We start from the raw sequence: 23,537 nt of genomic DNA, 5'->3' as shown, positions 1-23,537 counted from the left end.
TGACGGGTCCTTTTTAGTGGCAGTGCTGTACTCGTGGTAAATAATTTCGTCGTCAACTCACAGCCTTCTGGCGAAACTCCCCCATATTCGTACCCTTCTACTGAATGAATGGAACACTGCTTTCGGCCAGAAGCGGCCGGTCGTAAAATTAGATGGTAGTAGAGAATCAAAACTGGATATTAGTTTCAACAATAATAATGAATTGCGATATTTGTTTCCATTTAGCATATACGCTCAACGTTTTCTAATTTTTCTGAACTTAAGCGTCGATATTTTTTCTGCTCGCCGAAGTTCAACCTTAACTCGAAGAGGAACCCGAGAAAGCCCCCCCTTTGCGTTTTTGATATGATCAAAGACATTCAATGAGATTTTTTGAACCACCATATTCATAACTAAAAGGTCAGCATTTTCAGTTTCCAAACACAGTTCCGCAATCAAAGTTGCCAAAGAGCCTGACGCATAACTCATAGCCACTTCGCACCCGAATGCAGGCGAAACCTCACCGCTATACTCGGCATTCATTCCTAAGCTAATCCTCGTAAGGGCGGCTAATGCTCCTCCATGAGTTGCGCTATTTGCATGTTGATAGCTCTGCCTAAACGACTCCATTCCGACATTGCTTTCTAGCTCTCGAAAAGTAATTTTAGCACGATTTAATTCTACTGAAGCCCATCCATAGTCCTTGGAAAAAGCAGAGCCATATATTTCAATCAACTGCCTTTTCTGCTCCTTAAGCGCACGCAAATATTTATCACCCCCCCTATTGTTCGCACCAATCGTACCGCTAGCCTCATTGGATTCGATCAATCGCAACTCTTCAATCACACTATGCGCCAAGTACAATTGCGCACATTTATCGGATTGCTTACTCAAAAATATAGCGACAACACATATTTCATGTAATGACCTCCATCTTGCCAATGCACCATCAGCGTACCCAGCACGTGCAAGAGCTATGATTTCGCCAACCATATCATATGCTCTTAAAGTAACTTTGCTTAATGCAAGCGCTGTAGTCGTATTGGCGTACGCGCCCTTTTTAAGTTCAGTGGCAGCTCGGCTCCACTCTACTACCAAATTCCTGAGCAGATTTAGTTGATCTGCGGCTTTACCCCACAGTCGTTCGACTGTATCAGCACGTAACTGTTCTAGTGTCCTTAGATATTCTGTGTGCTCTGTGGATTGGGCCACTAACTCATCTTTGATTAGACCAGCCATTTTCTCCAGCGTGACTTGAACAACTTGCGGCATAACCTCCTCTACTTGCTCACTGACGTCCCTAATAGTTTCATTTAGGTCACCTACAAGAGAATTTACCGTAGCTTGGACCTCTTTCTCCGTCCTACCAAGCGAGCAGGGTATATTCAGATCAACCTTGATTTGGGAGTTTTCAGAGTTGCACAGTGCGACCGCTAAAGCTTTCAAGTCTGACTCCTCGCACTCCAAGCCCAGGCGGATAGCTGACCTAGCCAGAGCCCTTGGCAAAATGCTTTCTGCCGAAGCCGCTTGCGCTACTGCCTCGTCCATTTGCTTCTGAACAACATCGATTTTCTTCACTACTACATCCTATTTCACGTTGCATCGTTTACCCACTGGTACGTTACACAGAGCTTATTGTCACGTCCGGCAGTAACAAATCGGCTCCGTCCACCCGCTACCGGCAAGCATCGACCAATAGCAGCCTGTCGCAAGTTCCGAGACCCTGCGCAGGCGCTGCTAGATGAGGTCTGGCTGCTGCTGACTGCGCGCGCCAGGACGGGGGGCCAATCAGTACGTTGAGTACCACTTGGGCAAGCTGAACCAGCACCGGAGCCTGAGCAGAGCAGCCTCGGGTTGATGGTGCAGGAGCGCCTGCACAAGTGATCCGACGCTTCCAATAACGGAGTTTATGGTCAGATTTGGTATTGTTTATCGGAATGAATGCCGAATAAAAATTCTATATAAAAGGACTAAACGCTTTCACCATTACATCTCTCAACGATTGCGGAACACCCTCCCAATTTTCGTTCCAGTTTAAAGTTTCCTTATATGCTTTGAACGGTTTTTCTGAGCTGGGGGCGGGGTAGCCTATCAAGTCCTCTACGCATTCATGGAGCATAGTAACTTTCTCGTTGTCTCCAACAGCGTCCGCTATTGGCTGGTTGAATACTTCGGCGCCAGCGGTGCCCTGGTCTCTATCATGAATTACAAAATAATTAACACTTAAAGCATTAAGGTATTTGACCAGCCCTATGATTGCAGCCTTGCCTCTGGCTTTAACTATTTCGCTTCCAGACAAAACTTTAGCTCGAAGCTCCGGGGGCATTCGACGGATAGCTTCTTTTATTAGGACTTCTTCAGTGTCACCTTCTACTACGATGACCTTGCGAGTAAAAAATATTCGTGACACATGGTCGTCAAGCTTTATTAGCATCTTTACTTGATCTTTATCGTTTTCCTGAAGTTCTCGAAATTTCTCAGAAACGGAGAAGGCATGTATTGTGGAGTGGCCTTGTTCATAATGGAATCGATTCAAAACCTGTTTAGGCTTTCTAGATAAATCGATTAAGTATGGGGAGTGGGTGGTAGCTACTATTTGAGACGTGCCGCCAGAAAGCTCGTAAATCAAATCACGCATTTGGTTCGCTGCGCTTGGATGAAGAAATATTTCGGGCTCTTCAAAGCCTATTATGAGTCCACGATCATCATTACCCCCCCTTTTTTTGAGCCATTGTTGACGGAATCGCAGAAGCCCAAATACCGCAGCTCGCACCATTCCCGTTCCTTGGTTAGCGATGCTAGTACGGATGTTACTCGACATCTCAATTGCGAAGACCGGATTCAGAGATTCTGGTCCGGAAAGATCTGCAGAAGCAAAGATTCTGGATTCTGGAAATACACCGCTCAAAACTTTATTCAGCTCTAGCATCATTTTTCCGAACTCCGAAGCCGCGTCGGAAGGATCTAGCTCTTTTGCTAGGAGATTTAGACTATGTTGAGCGGTTTTGAAGTGTTCAGAGGTTTCTCTAACATCCTTGAAAAGCTCGTTAAGAGTTTTATGTAGAACACCAGCTTTGTCGAATTCATGAGCTGAAGATTCGGCAGGAATCAGCAAAAAGTTAGGTAATTTTGATAGTACAACGCCACTTATACCGCCCGGGTTTTTGTCCCAAACTTCTTCCTCTGAGATATCCCAAATCTCGTCAATCAGTTCCAGCTTAGTGCGATCGGCAGCACTAATCTTCTTATCAATATCTTTGAATAATTCTTGAACAATACCTTCGTCAATGCCTCGCTCTAACAGGTCTAATGGCTTGGTTATTGCAAAAAAATCGGGTTGAAGAGTACGAGCAAAAGATTTTAGTTCGGTGATTACACTTTCCCCAAGGGTGTAAGTTTTTCGGTAAAAAATACTCTTTCCTGTTTCGCCTGACTCACCTGGATCATAGTTAAAGACCCTCCCTTTGAACCCTCTCCAATCGGAGGACTGGTCAGGGACATCACGAAACTCAGCTTCCAATGTTATTATCTTACAAGAAATCTTGTTTTCGCCTGTTTCGGGATCAGCTTCTGAGCAATAGAAAGACGGGTCCATTACGGTTTTAGCCGAAAGCAGCCACTCCACCGCCTGCAATACAGAACTCTTCCCGGCATTATTCGCCCCAATTAAGAACGTCGCTTCGCCAAATTCAACAGTAGCTGAGTGGATGCGCTTGAAACCGGCTATTTCTAATCTATGAAGTCTCATTTTTAATCGTTCCCTGATGCGATATCCGCTTGATATCTAAATGGCATCATGGGTCAAATCTACGACGTTTTACAATCGCTGTAAGAAAATATTGAATTGCCAATCATTGTGAATGACGTATCTGAATGACTGCTATTGGTCCAGGCTGTGTAAAAGGCAGACACCGTTTTAAAGTCTGCGTTGCTACATAAAATCTGCAAGTTCTTGATTAATCAGCAGAACTGAAATTTGCGTAAGAACGCGGTTTTCGTTCTGGTTCTGACCGTAAAACCTACGCCAAAAGGTTTTCACACTGCCTGGGCCGATAGCGGCCGGTCGTAAACGCCTGCCGACGGCCGGGAATCGCTCCGAAACGATTGCTGCGGTCGAACCGATACGTATGGAACGCAAAGGGGGAGGAAATTTTGAACAAAATCCAACGAGCGCGTGAGGCGCTTGAAACCGCACAGGACAAGAAAGATATTTCGAGAACAGACCACTAGAGCGCAGTGACAACGAGCTTATAGATGTATCCGCCCCTTTTCCGAACGTTCGTAACCGGAGCCTTGCCGCCGGTCCCTAGCACGCGGGCGTTCATCCGACCATTGATCAGCGCAATCAACTACAGGGCCTTCTCCCGCATATCCAATCCAGGTGTTGAGTGTCTTGAGGTGAGAATATAAGCGGCGCCTGGATCTCCTGCTCGCCCGAGCTATCAGTCAGTGGCGCGGAGTCACCCATCGTGATCCGCGACGCTGCCTTCATGACCCACCTATCCACATTGGCATCGCCCGAACCTTTGATCATTGTGACCTGAGGCGCACCGCTGTCTGACTTGAAGCGATAGGACAACTTCACGTTCTTAGCTTCGCCCGTAGCATTGACTGCCTCGAACACTTCCCGAACAGCCAGACGGCGGCTCTGCTGCTTGAGGAAACTTGTAATCCAGAGTTGCTGATACCGCTTCGTCTGCACCTCATTAAGCGGCTGCCCCTGTTTGCGCAAACGGTTCATCGCCTCCCAGGCATCATCGCGACAGTACTTCACCGACTCCAGATAGAGTGCCAAGGCACCAGGCAGATCCTGCGGGCCACCTTTACCCTCCTCCATCAATCGCCCCAGCGCCAGCACGGCATTCTTGCCCGAGAGGCGATAGAATTCGCGCGCCTTGGCATAGTCCACCGGCTCACCTTCACCGCGCTCGGCCATCTGCCCCAACAGAATATTGGTGGACGGGTCCAGCATGGCAGACTCGACGAACAGCGCCCGGGCCTTACTGAAATCTTGATCGACGCCGTATCCCCCCTCTTGATACATCTTACCCAGCATCGCCTTGCACGTGGCATTCCCATAATTGGCATAGCGTTCGATGTAACGCAGATTGTCCCGCTCGAAGGGCTTCTCACCGGCGATCATCATGCATCGCAAGCCAACGAGTGAGGAGTCGAAATCGGTCGGTCGGGTCAGGTTCTGACAGCCCGTGATCGCGGCCAAAAGCAACAGGAGAGACAGAGTTTTGAACATGGCTTCCATGCATCCGTTGAAATAAAACAGGAGGCATTATGCTATCAATCAGACGGCCGAGCCATAGATGTACTAATGTGTGATGTCCAGAGCGCTCACTGTAAGCTCTCCAAGGCAGCAATGACGTTTGAAGTTAGACGGAAAGCTCAATAAGTTATTTCGCGAACGGCACACTAGATGCAATCAGTTAAGTCCGTCTTCAGCGATAACTCTGCATTTTTTTACAGTGTCACTCAAGGCTTTGAGGTGGGCTTTATAGCCATCATCGTAAGCTGTATTGTCAAGTGTTGTTAGCCATAATTGGAGATTCTCTTTTCGTGCCACTGCTTGTTCTCCTATGTTTATTAACAGTGGGTGCGAAGCTGACATTAGAGCCAATATCTCCCCGTGGAGTTCTGGGAAATATAATCTCTGGAGTAGAACAGCTTCATCAAGTGGTGAAGGGGTATCGTGCGTTTCGTCTTTGAATAGAACTGTATTTCTTTTTTCTGATATCCATGTGGAATATGCGGAAACGGCTCTAGCAAGGTCTTCTAATTTTGCGGCTAAAAATTTCTTTCGCTCCCGTCGTGCCGATAGAAATTGAGTAAGAATCTGCCCAGAAATCCCTCCAAGTAGCGTTAATGTCCCGCCAACTATAATTGGTAGAAGTTTGATCCATTCCGCGTGCAATGTCGGTTCGATATCCATGCAGGCAGTGCTCCTATTCGCATTTAATGTGTCGAAACAATGATATTGTGACAGCGTGGATTTTCATAGATCTAAACCAAGGGCAGATTAGTTAAAAGTATTCAACACACCTTCAGTAACACGGTCTGCAGGCACTCAAGGCATTTTTTCACGACCTATCCATTTTTAGCCAGCGGCGAGATGAACTAGGCTTTTTGAATCACCCCCCAAGGACGACCGCCATGCCAGACAACTCAGACTGCAACATCCCCACGGCAGATGCTCTGACATTGCTTCTGCACAACCAGCATGCCCTAGGGGCGGCAATAGAAGAGATCACCAAGTGGCTATCAGAGAATGGCGTAGAAAATGTTGCCGATAACGCAGTCGTGGCCATGGAAACGCTGGATAAAAATGCAGAAGCGATTACAGACGCGATTATGCGGTTACGGCAGTCCTAGTGAATTGCCCCTGATAGCAACCATGGGTTGATTGCGGCCTTTGACGACCGGTAGACAGAACGCCATTTATGTTCAAAAGCCCCCCACCTTGACGCGGTGCGGGGGCCTTTTCTTTGGCCCAAGGAAGCCCCCTAGACTGGGCGACCATAACCCCCAGGGGGGCCGCGCACCTTGGCCAGCCTGACGGCGGTGGGACGATCAGCGGACAGGATCGGGGGCATTGGCGGATTCAGTGTGGAGCTGTAACCGGTGCCAGCTTCAAGGCCAGTTGCAACATGCCCACCACCGGTCCGACCTCATTATTCCCGCGCCGTAGTGCTGGCGATTAAGTAGCGCGGATTTTCCTTGGTTTCGCTGACTGAAAGCGTTACACAATTCGTCTTCGTTACACCATGAACACGGAACGCTATCAGGGCGTGTAACGCTATATTTATCCTTTAAATTCAATTAGTTAACTAGATTCGTTACACCTGTAACACGAGTTACACGACATTTGACAGGTGCCTGCCCCACTCCCCATAAGAATTGACTTCCACCAGCGAGGAGATTCAAGCGGGAGCTGGGGCCCCTGAGGCGATGAGACACGCACGGGGTCGGAAACCCGCGTGATCGTGTTAGCGGAAAAACGCCCAGCTTAGTGAACAGGTGAACCGGGTGAACTGCTGTTCACCAGTGCATTTGCACTATGGCTTGGAATATCGCAGGGGACCCTGGGCATTTCGGATAGACACGGGGCAAAGAACCCGCGCGTTCGTGTTAGTGGCTGGATTTTTGAGGTTGGTTGACAGGTTGACGAACCCCATGTATGCGTTATCAGCAACACAAAGGGGCATCTTTACCAACACGGTAACGATGCCCCTTTTTCGTCAGGATCCTTTCAATTTCAACGTTGAAATTTCAGTAAGGTGGGATGCCTGTCGCTAACAAGATCCCGCGGGTTTCCGACCCCGTGTCCTCAGGATATCGTCAGGGTCCCCAGCACCTTTTTCTGCAACCCGCCCGAGATCTCAGATGAGTAACCTACAGAAGCTAATCGCAAATGCCCGGTCCGGCTTATCTGTTCAGGAAAAAATCTCTGATGACGGTTGGCAGGCAATCGCTATGCAATGTGGTGCCCCTGAAATCGAAGAGATCGAGCAGCGTGTTGCCAGGTTACGGACAGAGCTGGAAACAGTTGAGGAGTGGGACGGGGATACCCAAGATGACATACATCACGCGATTTCCAGCTTTACCCGATTACTGAGGTCCGCGAAAGCACGGTAACGGTGCTGGCAGCGATAGAACGACAAGGATTCAACATGAATAAATTCCTCATAGGGTTCACCTACCACGAGCCCGAGCGCTGGATGTTGTTTCAAAAAGGCATCATTGAAGACTGCGAGTCATCCACAGGTATTTACGTCGCGGCCTCCACTGCAGGTGAAGCAATTGCATGGACAGAGCGTATTGCCGAGGAACTCCTGCGGGCATCTAACTCAGACCCTGACCTTGACTGGAAGTCGTTGGGTTACGAGTGTTGGGTCGTGGAGGAGCCAAGCGACTCTGATTGGAGTCATTGCCTTGGCTTTTTTCAATCTGTCGAGATTGGCGTTTTTCCAGACATTGTGAATATGGGTGCGAGTGCGTACGGAAAGTGGGCCGAGGATCACGGGATTTTTCCCACTTAATCCTGCGAGCCCCGGTAACGCCTTCTCAACAAACCGCTGACATCCCCACCAGCGCATACCCTTACTTGGAATATGTATGACCCCAGAATGGATCGGTCGCGGCAAAACCGTCGCACAGTTGATACAAGAGCTTCGTTCTTTCGAGGATCAGAGTCTGGAGGTTCGCATTTCCATTGACGGGGGCGATTCCTCACAGCCCATTTCTCTTGTTACGAAGAGAGGTGGATATGCCGTGCTAGAGAATCACCAGGACGTGCCCACAATCGTTCGTCACGGTGACTAACGATCGAGCCTTTTAAAGAGCGTCAAAGGAAGCAGCGCGTTGCACCCTGTATGCCCACGTGTATGCCTAACCGAAACACCACCAGCCGAACCCTTATAAACCGGGCATCACAGCCTCCAGTTCAAACGACGCCTGGGCACCATACGTAGAAACGAGAAAGCCTCAGATCCTAGGGTCTGGGGCTTTTTTGTGGGTGATGTCTTTAGGGGTGCTGCTAACCAGGAAGGGCCTCGCAATCGACAACACGCGACTGGCAACGCAAAAAACCAGTCAATAAAAAACCCCTGAGCAGTTTCAGCGCCTTAGCGCATCAACCATCGTTACGGCTAAGAGAACGAGTTTGGCAGAGGCAACCGTCAAGGAAAACTTGACGGTTCAATTGCTGGATCGGTTTATGTCGGTCGAAAGGTGTACACCGGATGGTTGCCTAATGATCAACGCTGCTTGATTCAAACAGCCGGCCAATGTCCCTCGCGCTATGCAATACCCGCTCGATCAGAACATCGTTGTCGATCGCGCTGTAAAAGATCAAATATCGACCATGAGAAATCATTCGCACGCCCTTGGCGCAGTCATCCCGAGCAATGCCAAGAAGCGGCTGCGCAACCAGCCGTGAACATTGCACTCGCAACACACCTACAAACGTCTTGGCCCGGCCAGGATTGTCACGGGCGATGTATCTTGCGATTTGTTGCAAATCATCTCGTGCATGTGCGGAGAAAAGCAGTTGCCTCATGAACGCCCCTGCTCATCTGCGACCTCATCAATGAGCGCGTCGAGCTCAGCAAATACCGTATCGGCGGCGATGGCTGGACGTGGATCATGGCGGCTGGCAGCAATGGCTTCACGGATTTCTGCTGCCTGCAATCGATCAAGCAATTCCTGATAAGCAGCTTGCGGCAGGAGATAGGCGGCGGGACGATTGTGGTTTAGAACAGCAATGGGCTCTGAGCCTGCCTGTTCAATCACAGTACTTGGACTGCGTTTGAGTTCGGTGATGCTGACCGACCGGCTAGCGAGTAACTGTTCCATGGCGGCTCCAAAGGTACGAAAAAAAGTACCTTATACTGCTCGATTGTCAGAGCTACGGTCAACGAGCATCTGACCGAGGCCATCGAGATGCACAAAAAAACCGCCGAAGCGGTTTTTTCATTCAGTCGTCCAATCGAACTCGTCGTATTCATCATCCTCTTCGTCCTCGACCAATTCATCATCAAGGGCGTCTTCCTCAAGTGTTTCTTCTGCCTGCTTCGCCAGCAGAAACTCCTTACGACTCTCAGTCACCGCTCGCCGTAATTCCTCGCCCTTCACCGGGCAGTTGAGCATTTGGGCGATGCGGTCGATTTTTTTCGCCATGGCTTCCTCCAACGCATCGGCTATGGGCCGATAGTGCGCGCTTTCCGGTGTCGATGCCAAATGACTGACCGCTCTGCCTCTCAGTTTTTCTGCAATTCCTTGAGTCTGGCCGTGAGATTTTCCTTGGGAAAGCGTTTGTGCAATGTCGCCATCAGGCCAGCGGCCTCTTGAGCCTGACCAGCCTTTTGCAGGCGGATCACTTCCCTTAATTGATCGTCGATAAACTTTGCCGGAGCTATCGCCTGGCGTTTGCTGACCTTCGCTTCGTCAGCCATTTCAGCGCTGATCGATTCGCTCTGCGCTGGGCCAGCAAGATCGGCCATTGGGGCCGCAAGCTCTGGCGCGGACATGGCGCCGGCCGGGGCAGCCAGAGAACGCGCAACCGATGACGGTGCTTCTTTCTTGGCCACCGGGGCCGATGCTTTTGGCGCGGGTGCGAAGTCGTAGCTCGGCAATTTCTCCGGCGCACGCTGCACCAGCGCCAGCATCAGGGCCACCCCGACGAGGCTGGCAAATGCGACCTGCCAACGAGGTTTCTGGCAGGCCTGAACCCAGCGTTTCCACAAACCTGGCTTCTGCACGGGGACTTCGCGTTGCGCTGTAGCCAGGATGAAAGCGTCGAGATGGGACGGTGGTTCGCCGGCCGCATGCTCGCGAAAATGCTGCAGCGCTTGGTCTTCTGGTATAGGTCGGGCGTCAGTCATGTCAGTACCTCCTCGGCCAGCAGCCGACGCAGTTTTTGCTGGGCGTAGCGCAAGCGGCTTTTGACGGTTTCCAGCGGTGTGTCGGTGAGGGTGGCGATCTGCGGCAAATCGAGATCGCCGTGGGCGCGCAGCAGGAACACTTCGCGCTGGTCAGCGGGCAGGTTTTGCAGGGCCGCTTCGAGGCGCTGGCTGTCGCGGCTCAGGCTCAGCCGTTGTTCGGGGTCGGCAGTGTCATCGCTCAACGCGTGGACCTGTTCGTCGTAGCTGTCGTGCAACGGGTTGTGGATGCCGTGCTTGCGCCAGTGATCGATCAGTCGATTGCGGGCAATCTGGAATAGCCAGGTACGAAAGTTCGCCCGGCCTTGTGGCTGACTGGTGCTGCGGATCAGGCTCAACCAGGTTTCCTGGTAAACCTCTTCGGCGAGTTCGGACTTGCCGCTCAGGCCGAGCAGGAATCGGTAGAGCCCTTGGCGGTGACGAGCGTACAAAATCTCGAACGCCGGCCTGTCGCCTGCGCGATAACGGGCCAGCAGCGATTCGTCGCTCAGTTCAGGAGCAGACATGTCAGTTGTAGCCTCCTTTAGGCGGCTCATTATTCGACGCGGTCGTGGTTCGAAGACTCTGCGCCAACTCCACCAATTGCACGAACTCGGCACGCAGACCGAATCGATCATCACCCCGCGCGCCACGAGCCAAGGCTTCCGTATCTTTCAGGCTGAAATCACCGGTATAACGCCCATCCTTGAGCTGCTGGGAAAACGCCGCCACGGCCGCCGCAAATCGCAGGTCATCACTGGTTTTACCGTCCCGACCATTGACGATCGGCCGCTCGATCAAGCGACTGTTCCCACCCTCAGGCAACTGATATCGCACTCGCAACATCGCCAATTCCCCAGACTTATCGGAAACAGCGGCCCCAGCATTGCCATACCGCAGCGGCTCCAGCCAGCCCTTTTCACCCTTGGGCACAATTTCGTACAACGCCGTCACCGTATGCCCTGCGCCGATTTCACCGGCATCGACCTTGTCGTTGCTGAAATCCTCACGCTTCAACGCACGGTTCTCATACCCCAACAGCCGATATTCACTGACCTGTGCCGGGTTGAACTCCACTTGCAGCTTCACGTTCTTCGCCACGACGGCGAGGGTCGAGCCGAGTTGATCCACCAGCACCTTGCGCGCCTCGCGCAGGTTGTCGATGTAGGCATAGTTGCCGTCGCCAGCATCGGCCAACTGTTCCATCAGGTGTTCATTGTAGTTATCCACACCAAACCCCAACGTGGTCAGGGAAACGCCGGTCTTGCGCTTATCCACAGCCATTTGCTTGAGGCTGTCGAAGTCGCTGATGCCGACGTTGAAGTCACCGTCGGTGGCCAGGAGGATGCGGTTGATGCCTTTGGGGATAAACGCCTGCTGCGCCATTTGATAGGCCAGGTCAATGCCTGACGCCCCAGCGGTGGAGCCGCCGGCGGTCAATTGTTCGATAGCTGTGCGAATTTTCGCTTTGTCGCGTCCGGACGTCGGCTCCAGCACCACACGCGAATCGCCGGCGTAAACGACCAACGAAACCCTGTCCTGCTCGCGCAATTGATCAACCAGCAATTTGAGGGTGCTTTTGACCAGCGGCAAACCCTCGCGTCGGTCCATCGAGCCAGACACGTCCACCAGAAACACCAGGTTCGCCGGGGCCAACTCCGCTACCGCACGGTCCGAGGCCTTGATGCCGATGCGCAGCAATCGGGTATGCGGGTTCCACGGTGACGGCGCCAGCTCTGTGGTCACGCCGAACGGCGAGCCATCGGTGGGCAATGCGTAATCGTAGGGGAAGTAATTGACCATCTCCTCCAGTCGGACCGCACCTTCCGGTGGCAGGCGCCCCTGATTGAGCAAGCGGCGGACGTTGGCGTAGGCGCCGGTATCGACGTCGGCGCTGAAGGTCGAGACCGGTGCTTGGGCCACGCTGTGGATCGGATTATCCGCCAGCGCCTGATACTGCTCCCGCTGCTCATCCCGATAGCCCTGCGCCGATGCCTCGCCCGCGGGCATCGGCGCATAACTCGCCGTCGGCGCCGGACGCACGCTGCGCTTGGCCATCGAGGTGTCCGCCATGACGGCCTCGCTGCGCACCAAGATTTCAGCCGGCAGTGCACCTTGAGCCGGTGGCGAAACCGACGCGGAATCAGGCTTGGATGAAACGCCGCAACCGGCAATGGCCAGCAGCAACCCGGCAGCGAAACCCTGGGCGGCCGGGCGGAGAAAATGCAGAGGGAGGGACATGGGGGCTGACCTCAGGAGGAAATTGATCCATTCATCCTCTGAGACGGACAGCCCGGTAAATTCGGGTTAAGCCTGCTGAAAAAAACGTCAGCGGTGATAACGCCGCACCACACTGCTGTTTTTCAACACATGGCCTTTGATTTTTTCCAGCAGTTGCGCGCGCGTCAGGCCGGCAGCTAAAGCTTCCGGGGCCAGGTCCAGGGCGTAAAGCTGGATGATGTAGTGGTGCGCACTGTCGCCGACCGGCGGACAAGGACCGACATAACCTGTGGTGCCTTTGCTGTTGGTGCCACCGACACCTTCAAGGGCGGATTTTGCGCCGACGCCGGCGGCGATCTGATGAGTCGTGGCTTTGATGCCGTAATGCACCCAGTGATCGACGCCTTGGCCTTTTTGGCCGTCAGGATCGTGCATGACGATGGCATAGCTCAACGTACCCGCCGGCCCGGCATTCCAGTTCAAGGCCGGTGACTGATTGTGCCCACCGCAATTGGGCGCATCGCTGGCGGCAGCCGAGGTGAACAGTCGATCGTCGGTGACACCTGGGATGTTCAGGGTGAAACGCTCCTGGGCCTGCGCCGGAAATTGCACGCAAAGGACGACGGCAACGGCCGCCAGCCAAGGGGTCAGAGAGGTCAATCGGGTCATACCGGAGCACCTTGTGCGGGTGGGGCCGTCGTCGGCGTGCAAACTATAGCCGGACCGTTCGTTCGGTGGCAGTGGGAATTGGCTGAACCTCTGGATAAGCGCCAAACTCTTAAATGAAACGCTTGCCTGGAGAGTGATGATGGCACTGCACCGCGTTGCCTGTTTCGCCGACGTTCCCGAAGACCGTGGCCTGGAAGTGCGGATCGCGGACACCAAAATCCTCCTGCTGCGGGCCGGCGATCAATTGCGCGCCTATCAGGGTGAATGCCCTCATGCCGGTGCGCCGCTGGCCGAAGGTGCGCTGTGTCATGGGCGCCTGATCTGCCCGTGGCACAAGGGGACGTTTCGGATCGAGGACGGCGCGCTGTGCGAACCGCCGGCCCTGGACAGCCTCAAGCGTTATCCCCTAGAGGTGCGCGATGACGAGGTCTGGGTCGACGATCAGCCGATGTCCGACGCTCACACCCCGCCCGCCGACGATGAGCGAACGTTTGTGATCATAGGCGCCGGCGCCGCAGGCACGGCGGGTGCGGCGGCGTTGCGGGAGAGAGGCTTCGGTGGCCGGGTGCTGTTGATCGACCGTGAAACCGACGCCGGTTACGACCGCACGGTATTGAGCAAATTCGTGATTGCCGGGGAGATGCCGCCGGAAGAAATCCCGCCGCTGCGTGATGAACACTTTTACCGCGAACAGCGCATTGAGCGAATAAACGGTGAAGTGGCGAGCCTGGACGCCGCGAACAAAACGTTGCAGTTGCTCGACGGTCAATCGCTGAGCTACGACGCCGCGCTGCTCGCCACCGGAGGCACACCCAATCCTCTTACGCTGCCTGGCGCCGACTTGCCGCAGGTGTTCGTGCTGCGTTCGAAGGACCAGGCGCAGCGAATTCTGGAGTCGGCAAAACCAGGCCAACGAGCGGTGATCATCGGCGACAGTTTTATCGCCATGGAATCCGCATCCTCCCTGCGTCAATACGGCCTGGAAGTCACCATTCTGGCGCGTCACGCAGTGCCTTTCGCCAAACAGTTTGGCGACGCGGTCGGCAAGGCGATTCGTGCCCTGCACGAGGCCAACGGCGTGGTGTTTCATACGGATGGCGAAGCAACGCACATCGAAGGAACCGCCAGGGTCGAAGCGGTGCGCCTGGACAACGGCCAACGTTTACCGGCGGATATGGTGCTGGTCGGCATTGGCGTCAGCCCGGCAACCGGCGCACTCACCGGCCTGCCCATGGAAAAGGACCAGTCGCTGAAAGTCGACGGCGGGATGCGCGTGACCGATGGGCTTTGGGCTGCCGGCGATATCGCGACCTTCCCGCTCAACGGCCAGCCTCAACGGATCGAACACTGGCGCCTGGCACAGCAACAGGCGCGGATCGCGGCGATGAACATGCTTGGCGGCGACGAGCATTACCTCGGCGTGCCCTATTTCTGGACCTGGCACTTCGGTAAAAACTACGACTACCTTGGACACGCCGAAACCTGGGACGAGGTCGAGTTCAAAGGCGATCCCGACCATCCACCCTTTATCGGGCTGTTCGGCAAGAACGGAGTGGTGGTCGCCGCGGTGGCTTGCGATGAAGAACGTGCGATAGCGCTGCTCGCTGAACGGATGAAGCAGCCGCTGCCGGTGGATGAGGCATGGAGGATGATTCGGGAGGTTGGCTAAACGTGTTCAGCCGCTCCAGCGCACAGTCGGGATAAGCAAAACGCCCGGCGTCTGCGTTGCGCAGTGGCCGGGCGTCGGTGGGTAAATCCTGGCTTTACTGGACGGTGACATTTCCGCCGAATTTGCCCATGACGAACCCGACAAACTCTCCGACGGTCATTTTCTGCCCGTTGAATTCCACCTGATTATTGGCGTAGTGCAGTTTGGTGACGATGTTATTGCCTTCCAGTTTTGCCAACTGCGTGCCGACCGCCATGCTGCTGAACATGTCGGCGGTGGCGGTAGCCTGATCGGCGACGAGCTTGGCGTCGGTCTGACCGTCGATTTGCGATTGCACGCTCAGCAGGTCAACGAGCATTGGCTTGGACACACGCACGTTAACGTCCAGCAGCGCGATCAGTTGTTGAGTCAGCTGATCTGGCGGCAGGTCCATGGATTGTGGTTTGGTCAGGTCGAGTACCAGGTTGGCGCGGCTTTCGCCATTGGGGGTGTTGAACGACAGATTCTCCAAAGCGACTTGCGGGCCGGCGGCCAGCAGTTTCTCCAGGCCGGTTTTGACTTGCGCCTCTTCGGCCGGGGTCAGGACCAACTCTGGAGCCGGTTCACCCGCAGCAGCGGCCTCCGCGGCGGCTCTTTCGTAGGGTTGCAGTTTGGTCTTGTAAATCTGCATCAGCGACATTGTTGCCGGGATGTCGAGGTTCTTCAGGCTCATGGCCATTTGCGCAGACCCGACAGCCTTGCCGTTCAAGGTCACCTCACCCACCTTGTAATCGGCGCGCCCCGAAGCGCTGGTGCCCGATTCCTCGGTCTGGTTCTTCATTTCAAATTTCTTGAAACCCAGTACTGACTGCTTGGCGCCGAAGGTGGTCTTGCTGTCGGTCAGCTCGACGGTGTTCTCGCCGGTGTAGTAACCGTAAGTACTTTTTGTCAGGTTGCTGGCCAGGGTCAGGCCGTTCAGTTCGACCTTCACCGGCGTCTGATCTTCGGCGACCGTGCTTAGCGTCAGGCTGTCCATGTAGCCGTTGGCCTTGACCTTCTGCGCTTGAGCGCTGGCGGCGACTTCGAGGTTCAGCCCGGAAAATTTCAGGTTGGATTTGTCGTCAAGCGCCACGTCCAGCGGCAGCAATTGGAGGGTGCCGTTGGTGGAGTTGTCGTAGCCGATGTTGACCACGCCCGTAAGAGGGGATTTGTCCTTGGCAGCGGCGAACCACTTCTCGGTGGTCGGGGTTCTCTCCAGTTCGTAGTGACTGGTGGCCAGGACCGGCAGCCACTTCAGCGATACCAGGCGCGAGAACGGCAGCGGACCGTGTTCAATGCGATCGACGAACAGCAGCTCGACCGGTGCTTCACCGAACATTTCGCCTTCGCCCTTGAGGCGGTAGTGCGCGGCGCTGCTGAATACATTGCGCTCCAGCGACACCAGCTCCAGCGACGCCTTGCCGTTGGAACCGACCAGCGCGGCTTGCAGCTCTTTATTGGCGTCGGCAATCGAGGTGTTCAGCACACCTTCGAGCTTGGTCCCGGTGTACCAGGCACCGCCAGCGCTGATTGCACCGATGGCGACCACAATTCCTAGAAGCACGCCTGCTGATTTATTCATGAATTACCCGATCAATGTCCGTTGTTGAAGGTGTGGTCGTCTTCCCTGAACCCATGACAGGTTGCGGTCACGACTGCGCTAAAAGTGCGATGCAGATTAGCATCAGGCGCACGGGGCGACCCAATGATTAAAGGTTAAAGAGTGTCTATGGACCGCGCGAAGAGGTTGAGAGTTTCGGCGGGCATTGAAACGCCATCGCGAGCAAGCTCGCTCCCAAAGGGATTGCGCTAAACCTGTGGGAGCGAGATTGCTCGCGATAGCGTCAGTACAGCCAACATCATTCAGGAATACTGAACCTCAATCTCATCCAATTGATGATCAAAGGTCTTGAGCCGTGCAGTCCATGTATAAACCAGCACCTCGAAGTCGCGATTGATCACCGCCGTGCCGCTTGGGGATTCCGAGCGCGGGTCGCAGAAGTCCAGTTGATAACGTTCGCGGGCCATGGCGTTGGCGACATCGGAGAGTTCACGGGCGTTGTTGAGCCAGTGCCAGCCGTCCTCGGACATTTGCTTGTCCAGCGCCTGGCATTGTTTTTTCAGGGTTTCGAGACTTTTTTCCAGCGGTGTGCCGGTGAGTTCGCCCATGACTTCCTGGAACGTACGCCCCGGTTGCCAGTAACTGCCCCAGAAATACCGATCGAACACCGTTTCGACACGGCGCAACGCGACCTTGGTGTCCCAGATCAGCACCAGGGTCTTGCCTTGTTCGAGCTGTCTTTTTTTGATGCGCTGACTCTGGACCGAAGCCCAGGCCACCACCACGATTGCCATCACGGCAATCAGCGCTGTAGCACTGTCGAGGAATAGCAGCGCCTTGTCGATCTGGTGGGCCAGCATGATGCCGTAGAAATAGGTGGCCGACAGCAACACCAATGCCGCTATAGCGCACCAGAAGCCGGGAGCATAAGGGTTTTTCATTATTGGAATCCCCATGACCAACGCGAGCCTTGATTGATGAGCTCGACGCGCGACCTCATCAAGTCAAAGCATAGCAACGGCCTCAGGGTTTGCCGGAGTTCGTGCCTTGCGTTCGTCCGCTTTCCCGCCAATGCCTGGCGGCCACCACCCTGGAGCTGCTGATGTTCATCTGGAGAGTGTCGAGGTTATTTGGCACGAGGGGAAACACACACTGTTAGCTTGCTAGCTATCAACAGGGTATTGGCGGGGAAAGTGGGTCAAGTTTTGAAGCAAATCTGATGCGCATGGTCAGGTTTTACACCCCCCGCCCCTTCCTCAACAGCACATCCAACTGATCCACCACCTCCGCCCAATCCGCGTCATCCAGAATATCGTCACGCAAAAACTGCGCTTGGCTCTTGCTCCAGAAAAAGGCATCGGCCAAATGCAATTCGGGCTTGAGCGGTGAATGGGTGGCGATGAATTGGTCGATGCTTTGGGCGTCATCAGGCAGGCCAAGTTGTTTGAACAGTGAGGGGAGGCTGTGGGTTGGGGATTCCATGTCGGGCTCCTTCGTAATGGGCTGAATAGGTGACCGCTTCGCAGTCATTCGCGAGCAGGCTCGCTCCCACATGGACACGCGGTCAACTGTGGGAGCGAGCCTGCTCGCGAAGACGGTGTAACTGACGTTACAAAACTCACTGGCTCAACTCTCGCACCTCGGCATGCGGCACCATTTTCAGAAACTCCGGCATATTCATGTGAAGCAGATTGGTGTGGTTGCCGGCTTCCAGATAAATGTCTTTCTGGCGGGTCAACAACGGGTCGATGACCACGTCGAGCCCATAGGACTCGCCCAGGGCTGGCACGGCGCCGCGTTCACAATCATCGAACAGGTGCGGCAGGTTGCTTTCCCGGGAGACCTGCCATTCGCCACTACTACGAACTTTGCTCAGGTCCAGATGGCGGCTGGCGGGCAGCACAGCCATCAAGAAATGCCCGTGTTGGTCGTCGAGGATTACCGACTTGGCCACCCGTTCGGCAGGAATGCCCGCAAGCCGCGCGGTTTCAAGGCTGCTGGCCGAGTGCGGGTGGGAAACGATGTCATATTCGCAGTGCGCCTTTTCCAGGCTGCTCTGCAGGGTTTTTGCCATACGCATGATGCACCTCGGTGTCCGCAACCACTGTTCGCGGACGATGGTTAAACCTTTTCTCTCCACTAAAAGTCTAGGCCCGCTGGCGCAATCGCGCGGGAAATCTGCCCGCCGGAACAAGGTCGACAACTGATCAAAATTCGTACAATCAAGAGCTCAGCTAGACTGTATAAAGAACCATCAATGACTCTCCCGGAGGGTCACGTGAACACTCGTTGTTGTGCAGTTGCGCTGCTGTTGGCCTTGAGCGGATCGGTATTCGCAGCGGACACCGTCGTCCTGCTGGCTCCCAACCCCGTCGGGATCTGGCTGATCACGTTCGGTATCGCGTTTCTGATCGCCGAGGCGGCCTTGCCCAATTACGGCGTGATCGGTCTGGGCGGTATTGTGATGTTCGTGATCGGCGCGGTGATTATGACCAACACCGAAGTGCCTGTTCCGTTGATGATCGGCCTGGGACTGGTGAGTGCCCTGCTGCTGATCTTCCTGCTGATCCACGCCCTGAAAACCCGACCGCGCGAAAACGTCAGTGGCGATGCAGGACTGGTGGGTAGCGTGGCCCCGGTGATGTCGCTGACCGGCAATGCCTACAACGGTTGGGTGCACCTGCAAGGAGAAAAGTGGCAAGTGCTCAGCGCCACGCCGCTGCAACCCGGGCAAAGGGTCCGGGTGGTGGCACGCAAGGGATTATTGCTGGAAGTGGCCGCGGCTGATGCGGCGCCGGGTGGAGAATAACCATGGGCCTGCAACTGGGTTTTGCCGCGCTGCTGTTACTGGTGATTGCACTGGCGGGGTCGACCTTTCGCATCCTGCGCGAATACGAGCGCGGGGTGGTGTTCCAGCTAGGGCGCTTCTGGCAGGTCAAAGGCCCTGGCCTGATCCTGCTGATTCCGGTGGTCCAGCAAATGGTTCGCGTCGACTTGCGTACCGTGGTCCTCGACGTGCCGCCACAAGACGTGATCACCCGCGACAACGTCTCGGTCAAGGTCAACGCGGTGCTGTATTTCCGCGTCCTCGATCCGCAGAAGGCGATCATCCAGGTCGAAGACTTTCTCATGGCCACCAGCCAATTGGCCCAGACCACCTTGCGGGCGGTGCTCGGTAAACATGAGCTCGATGAACTGCTCGCCGAGCGTGAGCGGTTGAACACCGACATTCAGCAAGTGCTCGACGCTCAGACCGACGCTTGGGGCATCAAGGTCGCCAACGTTGAGATCAAGCATGTAGACCTCAACGAATCGATGGTCCGCGCCATCGCCAAACAGGCTGAAGCCGAACGAGAGCGGCGGGCCAAGGTGATCCACGCCGAAGGTGAATTGCAGGCTTCGGAAAAACTCATGCAAGCCGCTGAAATGCTTGGGCGCCAGCCTGGGGCCATGCAGTTGCGTTACATGCAGACGCTGAGTTCGATTGCTGGGGACAAGACGTCGACGATCGTCTTTCCGCTGCCGATCGAGTTGCTCAAGGGGATGGCGGATTTGTCGTCCAAAGAGTGATCTTCACCACAGACACCAACGTCCGGTAATCCCGTCGGAGATTTCCTTCAAGTTGTAGCGGTGTTGGTGAACTTGTTCCGGCCCAAACCCAGGTCTAGTCTGGCCTTGTCACTGAATAAACGGTGACACGGACGTGCAAGTCCGACGAAACTGTTTAGGGCGCAATTGCCATGGCTCATTGCTTTATGGCGGCTGCGCGCAGGAGATCCTCGGATCTGCTGGGTGTCCTAAACAGTCCCGGTCTTGCACACCTGCGCACGGCCGCCACCCAATTCGCGTGCAAACGAAGGGTGACGGTTCCAACTTACTGTTTAGGAATTTTAAATGTTCAAGGTATCTCCAAATCCGCCAGAAAACTCTGGCACCCCGTCCGAAGAATCCCTCGAAACCGAAAAACTCAAAGAAGCCGCCGACCGCGCCTTCGCCCACTACTTCCCCCCGACCACCGAAAAACCGCCCAAGCACCGCAAAGGCAACCTCTTCACCGTCGCCCCCGATGTCAACACCGAAACCCTTCTGGCCAACGCCTCCGAAGACCTGCTGTCCATCAGCGCCATCGCTGCCAATCTGGCGGACGATGTGGACGGGACGCGGCGCTCGGTAGCCCTGGCGCTCAGCCGCATGGCCGATGGCGTGCAGTTACTCGTAGAGCGAGCGCTGGATCATTGGGAGGAGTCGGAGATCATGCAGGCCCGGGTCAAGGTTTAGCCGGGTAGATTTGTGGTGAATAGGGTGAAAAAACCGGCCTCGGCCGGTTTTTTCGATTTACAGAAGCGAATTCCGCTGCGCCGACTCCGCCAACGGGTACACCGACTCCCACCCCCCACCCAACGCTTTGTACAAACCAACCATCGCCAGCGACACGCCGGCCGAACTCTCCACAAACTGCTCCTGAGTCGCCAACAACGCGCCTTGCACAGTCAGCACGTTGACGAAATCCACCACCCCTTCCACATATTGCTGTTGCGCGGTGCGCAGGGCGATCTGGTTCTGGCGTACAGCTTCGGCGAGGCTGTCGCGGCGCAATTGGCTGGCGTTGTAGGCGGTCAGTTGATCGTCGATTTCGTGCCAGGCGCGCAGCACGGATTGCTGGTAGGCGATGGCGGCTTCCTGTTGTTGCGCTTCTCGCAAGTTCAGCACACCGCGCAGACGACCGCCGTCGAACAGCGGCAGGCTGAATTGCGGGCCGATACCGAAGGAGCGCGAACCCCAGGAGCCGAAATCGCTGAGTTGCATGGCTTGCGAACCGATGTTGCCCGACAGGGTGATCCGCGGATAGAAATCGCCCTTGGCCACGCCGATGCTCGCGGTCGCGGCATGCAGGTGGGCTTCAGCCTGACGGATATCCGGGCGGCGTTCGGCCAGTTGCGACGGCAAGCCGATGGCGACTTGACGCGGAGTTTGCGGCAGCGGGGCATCAGTGGATAACTCGGCAGATAGCGCTTGGGGCGGCTCGCCCATCAAAAGGCTCAAGGCGTTGATCAGTTGCGACTGGCGCTGCTCCAGCGCTGGCAGGCGCGATTCGATGGTCGCAACTTGAGCGGCGGCTTCGGCGACGTCCAGGTCGGTGGCGACACCGTTGGCCAGGCGTAGCTGCGAGAGTTTCAGGCTATGGCGGGCGACGTCGAGGTTCTGCTCGGTGACCGCTCGCGTACTTTGTACGCCACGCAGCTGAATGTAGTCCTGAGCGACTTCGGCGAGTACAGACAGCAGCACCCCGCGTCGGTCGTTTTCCGCAACTTCAAGGGTGGCATCGGCCGCTTCGGTTTCGCGGCGCACACGGCCCCAAAAATCCAGTTCCCAGGATGCCGAAAAGCCTGCGTCCCACAGGTTGAACGCCGAGTCGCCGTTGTGCCCCGACGGATCGCTCAAGCCTTCGCCGCGGTTGCGTTTTCGCTCGTAACTGCCAGTGGCGGCGGTATTCGGGTAACGGTCGGCGGTGATCACCTGGCGCGCGGCGCGGCTTTGCTGCAAGCGGCTGCTGGCGAGTTTCAGGTCGAGGTTATCGGTGAGGGCACGTTGGGTCAGGGCCGAGAGTTTCGGGTCGTGGAAGACGTCCCACCAGCGTTCGTCCATGGTGTGGGTAACGGCCTGGCTTTCGGCAGCTTTTGGCGGTTTTGACCATTCGGTAATTTGCTGTGGCTCGGGTTTGTGGAAGTCCGGGCCGACGGTGCAGGCGGAAAGGCTCATGACGAACAAGGCGCAAAAGGTGAGTTGAGGCCACCGGCCTCTTCGCGAGCAGGCTCGCTCCCACAGGGGATCTCCTTTTGCGCAGAACGCTTGGGCACCCCGCAGATCAAATGTGGGAGCGAGCCTGCTCGCGAAGGCGTCAACCCGGTCAACAAAGCTCTTCATCGCTGAACCACCACAGACGCCGTCGCCGCACCGGCCGTCTCAATACTCGCCTCAACCGACATCCCGACCCGCAACCGCTCGGCCAATGCCTGACCCGGATCGAGGACGATTTTCACCGCAATGCGCTGCACCACCTTGGTGAAGTTACCAGTGGCGTTGTCCGGCTTGATCGAGGCGAACGTCACGCCCGTGGCCGGTGCGATGCTCTCGACGCGACCGCTCAAGGCGTCGCCGCCAAGGCTGTCGACACGCACTTGCACGCCCTGCCCCGGTTGCACGTCGGTCAGTTGGGTCTCCTGGAAATTAGCGACGATATAGGCCTGCGCAAGCGGCACCACCGCCAGGATCTTGCTCCCCGGCGTGACATAGGCGCCGACCCGAACGGCGCGCTCGCCGACAATACCGTCCTGAGGCGCAACGATGCGCGTGTAGGACAGCTCGTAGCTGGCCATTTCCAGCGCCGCTTGCGCCCGTTTCATTCCTCCTTCCGCCCCGTCACGCTGGGCCATGAGGATGTCCACCTGCTTGCGCTCCGCCGCCAGCACCGCCGTCACGTTAGCCAGCCGCGCGGTGGCCTGATCGATGCGAGTGCGCGCTTGTTGAGCGTTCTGCACCGTGCCGGCGCCCACCCCGGCGAGATGGTTGTAGCGATTCAATTCATGCTCGGCGAAGGCCATTTCAGCCTTGGCCGATACGACCGTGGCCTGGGCCTGAGCGATCACCGAAGCCTGCCGTTCAAGCGTTGCACGGGCATTTTGCAGTTGCGCCCTGGCCACCAGGGTTTCAGCGTCAGCGGCTTGAGCGGCGGCGCGCAAATCCCGGTCATCAATCAACGCCAGCAACTGCCCGGCCTTGACCTGCTGGTTGTCCTCCACCAGCACTTCCTTGATGAACCCGGCCACGCGCGGCACAACCAGCGTGAAGTCCGCCGAGACAAAGGCGTCATTGGTATTCTGCTGCGTACGCTTGCCAAACAGGCCGGGGGCCAGCAGATAAACCACTAGGCCGAGCGCCACCACCGTGGCGACGCCAACGGCCACTTTTTGCTTTGATTGAGTCGTCATAAAAA

Annotated in this window: 23 protein-coding genes and 1 pseudogene; 7 read left to right on the top strand and 17 right to left on the bottom strand. The window is 55.6% G+C overall.

Annotated features, from left to right (window positions below; genetic code table 11):
* Positions 1-234: 234 nt before the first annotated feature.
* Entirely contained in the window at positions 235-1,557 is a 1,323-nt protein-coding gene (locus ACYZTR_RS01850) for a DUF5677 domain-containing protein (protein ID WP_461975986.1), read from the bottom strand.
* 379 nt (positions 1,558-1,936) lie between these two features.
* Positions 1,937-3,727 carry an ATP-dependent nuclease gene (locus ACYZTR_RS01845; protein ID WP_461975984.1) on the bottom strand — a complete coding sequence of 597 codons (1,791 nt, stop codon included), beginning with the start codon at positions 3,725-3,727 and terminating at the stop codon, positions 1,937-1,939.
* A 368-nt stretch (positions 3,728-4,095) separates the two neighbouring features.
* Between ACYZTR_RS01845 and ACYZTR_RS01840 the strand changes: the two are divergent.
* Positions 4,096-4,209 (top strand): annotated as a pseudogene (locus ACYZTR_RS01840) (IS630 family transposase); the annotation flags it as partial.
* A gap of 115 nt (positions 4,210-4,324) precedes the next feature.
* On the opposite strand, the gene ACYZTR_RS01835 reads toward ACYZTR_RS01840, so the two are convergent.
* Entirely contained in the window at positions 4,325-5,230 is a 906-nt protein-coding gene (locus ACYZTR_RS01835; protein WP_461975982.1) for a tetratricopeptide repeat protein, read from the bottom strand.
* Between the two features lie 183 nt (positions 5,231-5,413).
* Positions 5,414-5,920 carry a hypothetical protein gene (locus ACYZTR_RS01830; RefSeq protein WP_461975980.1) on the bottom strand — a complete coding sequence of 169 codons (507 nt, stop codon included), beginning with the start codon at positions 5,918-5,920 and terminating at the stop codon, positions 5,414-5,416.
* Positions 5,921-6,141: 221 nt separating this feature from the next.
* On the opposite strand from ACYZTR_RS01830, the gene ACYZTR_RS01825 reads away from it, so the two are divergent.
* Positions 6,142-6,360: a hypothetical protein gene (locus tag ACYZTR_RS01825; RefSeq protein ID WP_461975978.1), complete on the top strand. Its 219-nt coding sequence runs from the start codon at positions 6,142-6,144 to the stop codon at positions 6,358-6,360.
* 1,298 nt (positions 6,361-7,658) lie between these two features.
* A complete protein-coding gene (locus ACYZTR_RS01820; RefSeq protein ID WP_461975976.1) occupies positions 7,659-8,027 on the top strand; it encodes a hypothetical protein in 369 nt (122 codons plus the stop codon).
* Between the two features lie 710 nt (positions 8,028-8,737).
* Here ACYZTR_RS01820 and ACYZTR_RS01815 read toward each other — a convergent pair.
* From ACYZTR_RS01815 to ACYZTR_RS01785, 7 genes are all read right to left on the bottom strand, one after another.
* The gene (locus ACYZTR_RS01815) at positions 8,738-9,046 is read right to left on the bottom strand and encodes a type II toxin-antitoxin system RelE/ParE family toxin (protein WP_461975974.1); all 309 of its coding nucleotides are present in this window, start codon (positions 9,044-9,046) and stop codon (positions 8,738-8,740) included.
* Positions 9,043-9,342 (bottom strand): type II toxin-antitoxin system prevent-host-death family antitoxin, encoded by a 300-nt coding sequence (locus ACYZTR_RS01810; RefSeq protein ID WP_461975972.1) that lies wholly within the window; start codon positions 9,340-9,342, stop codon positions 9,043-9,045. Before ACYZTR_RS01810 ends, ACYZTR_RS01815 begins: the two co-directional genes overlap by 4 nt.
* 117 nt (positions 9,343-9,459) lie before the next feature.
* Positions 9,460-9,726, bottom strand: coding sequence for a hypothetical protein (locus tag ACYZTR_RS01805; protein ID WP_461975970.1), 267 nt, complete (start codon positions 9,724-9,726; stop codon positions 9,460-9,462).
* Between the two features lie 20 nt (positions 9,727-9,746).
* The gene (locus tag ACYZTR_RS01800) at positions 9,747-10,370 is read right to left on the bottom strand and encodes a hypothetical protein (RefSeq protein ID WP_461975968.1); all 624 of its coding nucleotides are present in this window, start codon (positions 10,368-10,370) and stop codon (positions 9,747-9,749) included.
* A complete protein-coding gene (locus ACYZTR_RS01795; protein WP_461975966.1) occupies positions 10,367-10,933 on the bottom strand; it encodes an RNA polymerase sigma factor in 567 nt (188 codons plus the stop codon). The genes ACYZTR_RS01800 and ACYZTR_RS01795 overlap by 4 nt, the downstream gene beginning before the upstream one ends.
* 1 nt (position 10,934) lies before the next feature.
* Positions 10,935-12,647 carry a vWA domain-containing protein gene (locus ACYZTR_RS01790; protein ID WP_461975964.1) on the bottom strand — a complete coding sequence of 571 codons (1,713 nt, stop codon included), beginning with the start codon at positions 12,645-12,647 and terminating at the stop codon, positions 10,935-10,937.
* Positions 12,648-12,734: 87 nt separating this feature from the next.
* Entirely contained in the window at positions 12,735-13,295 is a 561-nt protein-coding gene (locus tag ACYZTR_RS01785; RefSeq protein WP_461975962.1) for a YbhB/YbcL family Raf kinase inhibitor-like protein, read from the bottom strand.
* 139 nt (positions 13,296-13,434) lie between these two features.
* On the opposite strand from ACYZTR_RS01785, the gene ACYZTR_RS01780 reads away from it, so the two are divergent.
* Positions 13,435-14,964: an FAD-dependent oxidoreductase gene (locus ACYZTR_RS01780; RefSeq protein ID WP_461979547.1), complete on the top strand. Its 1,530-nt coding sequence runs from the start codon at positions 13,435-13,437 to the stop codon at positions 14,962-14,964.
* Between the two features lie 94 nt (positions 14,965-15,058).
* Here the strand turns inward: ACYZTR_RS01780 and ACYZTR_RS01775 are convergent, their stop codons facing one another.
* From ACYZTR_RS01775 to ACYZTR_RS01760, 4 genes are all read right to left on the bottom strand, one after another.
* Positions 15,059-16,564, bottom strand: a complete 1,506-nt coding sequence (locus ACYZTR_RS01775) for a YdgA family protein (protein WP_461975960.1) — start codon at positions 16,562-16,564, stop codon at positions 15,059-15,061.
* A 281-nt stretch (positions 16,565-16,845) separates the two neighbouring features.
* Positions 16,846-17,484, bottom strand: a complete 639-nt coding sequence (locus ACYZTR_RS01770; RefSeq protein WP_461975958.1) for an NADH:ubiquinone oxidoreductase subunit N — start codon at positions 17,482-17,484, stop codon at positions 16,846-16,848.
* Between the two features lie 295 nt (positions 17,485-17,779).
* Complete coding sequence (locus ACYZTR_RS01765; protein ID WP_461975956.1) at positions 17,780-18,025, bottom strand: DUF2789 domain-containing protein; 246 nt, start codon at positions 18,023-18,025, stop codon at positions 17,780-17,782.
* A gap of 136 nt (positions 18,026-18,161) precedes the next feature.
* Positions 18,162-18,623, bottom strand: a complete 462-nt coding sequence (locus tag ACYZTR_RS01760) for an aminoacyl-tRNA deacylase (RefSeq protein WP_461975954.1) — start codon at positions 18,621-18,623, stop codon at positions 18,162-18,164.
* 198 nt (positions 18,624-18,821) lie between these two features.
* On the opposite strand from ACYZTR_RS01760, the gene ACYZTR_RS01755 reads away from it, so the two are divergent.
* From ACYZTR_RS01755 to ACYZTR_RS01745, 3 genes are all read left to right on the top strand, one after another.
* Complete coding sequence (locus ACYZTR_RS01755; protein ID WP_461975952.1) at positions 18,822-19,352, top strand: NfeD family protein; 531 nt, start codon at positions 18,822-18,824, stop codon at positions 19,350-19,352.
* A 2-nt stretch (positions 19,353-19,354) separates the two neighbouring features.
* Positions 19,355-20,113 carry a slipin family protein gene (locus tag ACYZTR_RS01750; protein ID WP_461975950.1) on the top strand — a complete coding sequence of 253 codons (759 nt, stop codon included), beginning with the start codon at positions 19,355-19,357 and terminating at the stop codon, positions 20,111-20,113.
* A 324-nt stretch (positions 20,114-20,437) separates the two neighbouring features.
* On the top strand, positions 20,438-20,821 hold the full coding sequence (locus ACYZTR_RS01745; protein WP_449642835.1) for a DUF6124 family protein: 384 nt from the start codon (positions 20,438-20,440) through the stop codon (positions 20,819-20,821).
* Between the two features lie 57 nt (positions 20,822-20,878).
* Here ACYZTR_RS01745 and ACYZTR_RS01740 read toward each other — a convergent pair whose 3' ends face one another.
* The gene (locus ACYZTR_RS01740; RefSeq protein WP_461975948.1) at positions 20,879-22,468 is read right to left on the bottom strand and encodes an efflux transporter outer membrane subunit; all 1,590 of its coding nucleotides are present in this window, start codon (positions 22,466-22,468) and stop codon (positions 20,879-20,881) included.
* Positions 22,465-23,532, bottom strand: a complete 1,068-nt coding sequence (locus ACYZTR_RS01735) for an HlyD family secretion protein (RefSeq protein WP_461975946.1) — start codon at positions 23,530-23,532, stop codon at positions 22,465-22,467. Before ACYZTR_RS01735 ends, ACYZTR_RS01740 begins: the two co-directional genes overlap by 4 nt.
* Between the last annotated feature and the right edge of the window lie 5 nt (positions 23,533-23,537).

The organism is Pseudomonas sp. Hz4 (genome assembly GCF_054898165.1).
Note: the sequence above shows the minus strand (reverse complement) of the source record. Positions and strands in the feature narration are given on the sequence as shown.

Bases quoted from the DNA above. Each gene is read 5' to 3' on its own strand.
- ACYZTR_RS01845 (WP_461975984.1), bottom strand. From the start codon at position 3,727: ATGAGACTTCATAGATTAGAAATAGCCGGTTTCAAGCGCATCCACTCA.
- ACYZTR_RS01835 (WP_461975982.1), bottom strand. From the start codon at position 5,230: ATGTTCAAAACTCTGTCTCTCCTGTTGCTTTTGGCCGCGATCACGGGC.
- ACYZTR_RS01830 (WP_461975980.1), bottom strand. From the start codon at position 5,920: ATGGATATCGAACCGACATTGCACGCGGAATGGATCAAACTTCTACCA.
- ACYZTR_RS01825 (WP_461975978.1), top strand. From the start codon at position 6,142: ATGCCAGACAACTCAGACTGCAACATCCCCACGGCAGATGCTCTGACA.
- ACYZTR_RS01820 (WP_461975976.1), top strand. From the start codon at position 7,659: ATGAATAAATTCCTCATAGGGTTCACCTACCACGAGCCCGAGCGCTGG.
- ACYZTR_RS01815 (WP_461975974.1), bottom strand. From the start codon at position 9,046: ATGAGGCAACTGCTTTTCTCCGCACATGCACGAGATGATTTGCAACAA.
- ACYZTR_RS01810 (WP_461975972.1), bottom strand. From the start codon at position 9,342: ATGGAACAGTTACTCGCTAGCCGGTCGGTCAGCATCACCGAACTCAAA.
- ACYZTR_RS01800 (WP_461975968.1), bottom strand. From the start codon at position 10,370: ATGACTGACGCCCGACCTATACCAGAAGACCAAGCGCTGCAGCATTTT.
- ACYZTR_RS01795 (WP_461975966.1), bottom strand. From the start codon at position 10,933: ATGTCTGCTCCTGAACTGAGCGACGAATCGCTGCTGGCCCGTTATCGC.
- ACYZTR_RS01790 (WP_461975964.1), bottom strand. From the start codon at position 12,647: ATGTCCCTCCCTCTGCATTTTCTCCGCCCGGCCGCCCAGGGTTTCGCT.
- ACYZTR_RS01785 (WP_461975962.1), bottom strand. From the start codon at position 13,295: ATGACCCGATTGACCTCTCTGACCCCTTGGCTGGCGGCCGTTGCCGTC.
- ACYZTR_RS01780 (WP_461979547.1), top strand. From the start codon at position 13,435: ATGGCACTGCACCGCGTTGCCTGTTTCGCCGACGTTCCCGAAGACCGT.
- ACYZTR_RS01775 (WP_461975960.1), bottom strand. From the start codon at position 16,564: ATGAATAAATCAGCAGGCGTGCTTCTAGGAATTGTGGTCGCCATCGGT.
- ACYZTR_RS01770 (WP_461975958.1), bottom strand. From the start codon at position 17,484: ATGAAAAACCCTTATGCTCCCGGCTTCTGGTGCGCTATAGCGGCATTG.
- ACYZTR_RS01765 (WP_461975956.1), bottom strand. From the start codon at position 18,025: ATGGAATCCCCAACCCACAGCCTCCCCTCACTGTTCAAACAACTTGGC.
- ACYZTR_RS01760 (WP_461975954.1), bottom strand. From the start codon at position 18,623: ATGCGTATGGCAAAAACCCTGCAGAGCAGCCTGGAAAAGGCGCACTGC.
- ACYZTR_RS01750 (WP_461975950.1), top strand. From the start codon at position 19,355: ATGGGCCTGCAACTGGGTTTTGCCGCGCTGCTGTTACTGGTGATTGCA.
- ACYZTR_RS01745 (WP_449642835.1), top strand. From the start codon at position 20,438: ATGTTCAAGGTATCTCCAAATCCGCCAGAAAACTCTGGCACCCCGTCC.
- ACYZTR_RS01740 (WP_461975948.1), bottom strand. From the start codon at position 22,468: ATGAAGAGCTTTGTTGACCGGGTTGACGCCTTCGCGAGCAGGCTCGCT.
- ACYZTR_RS01735 (WP_461975946.1), bottom strand. From the start codon at position 23,532: ATGACGACTCAATCAAAGCAAAAAGTGGCCGTTGGCGTCGCCACGGTG.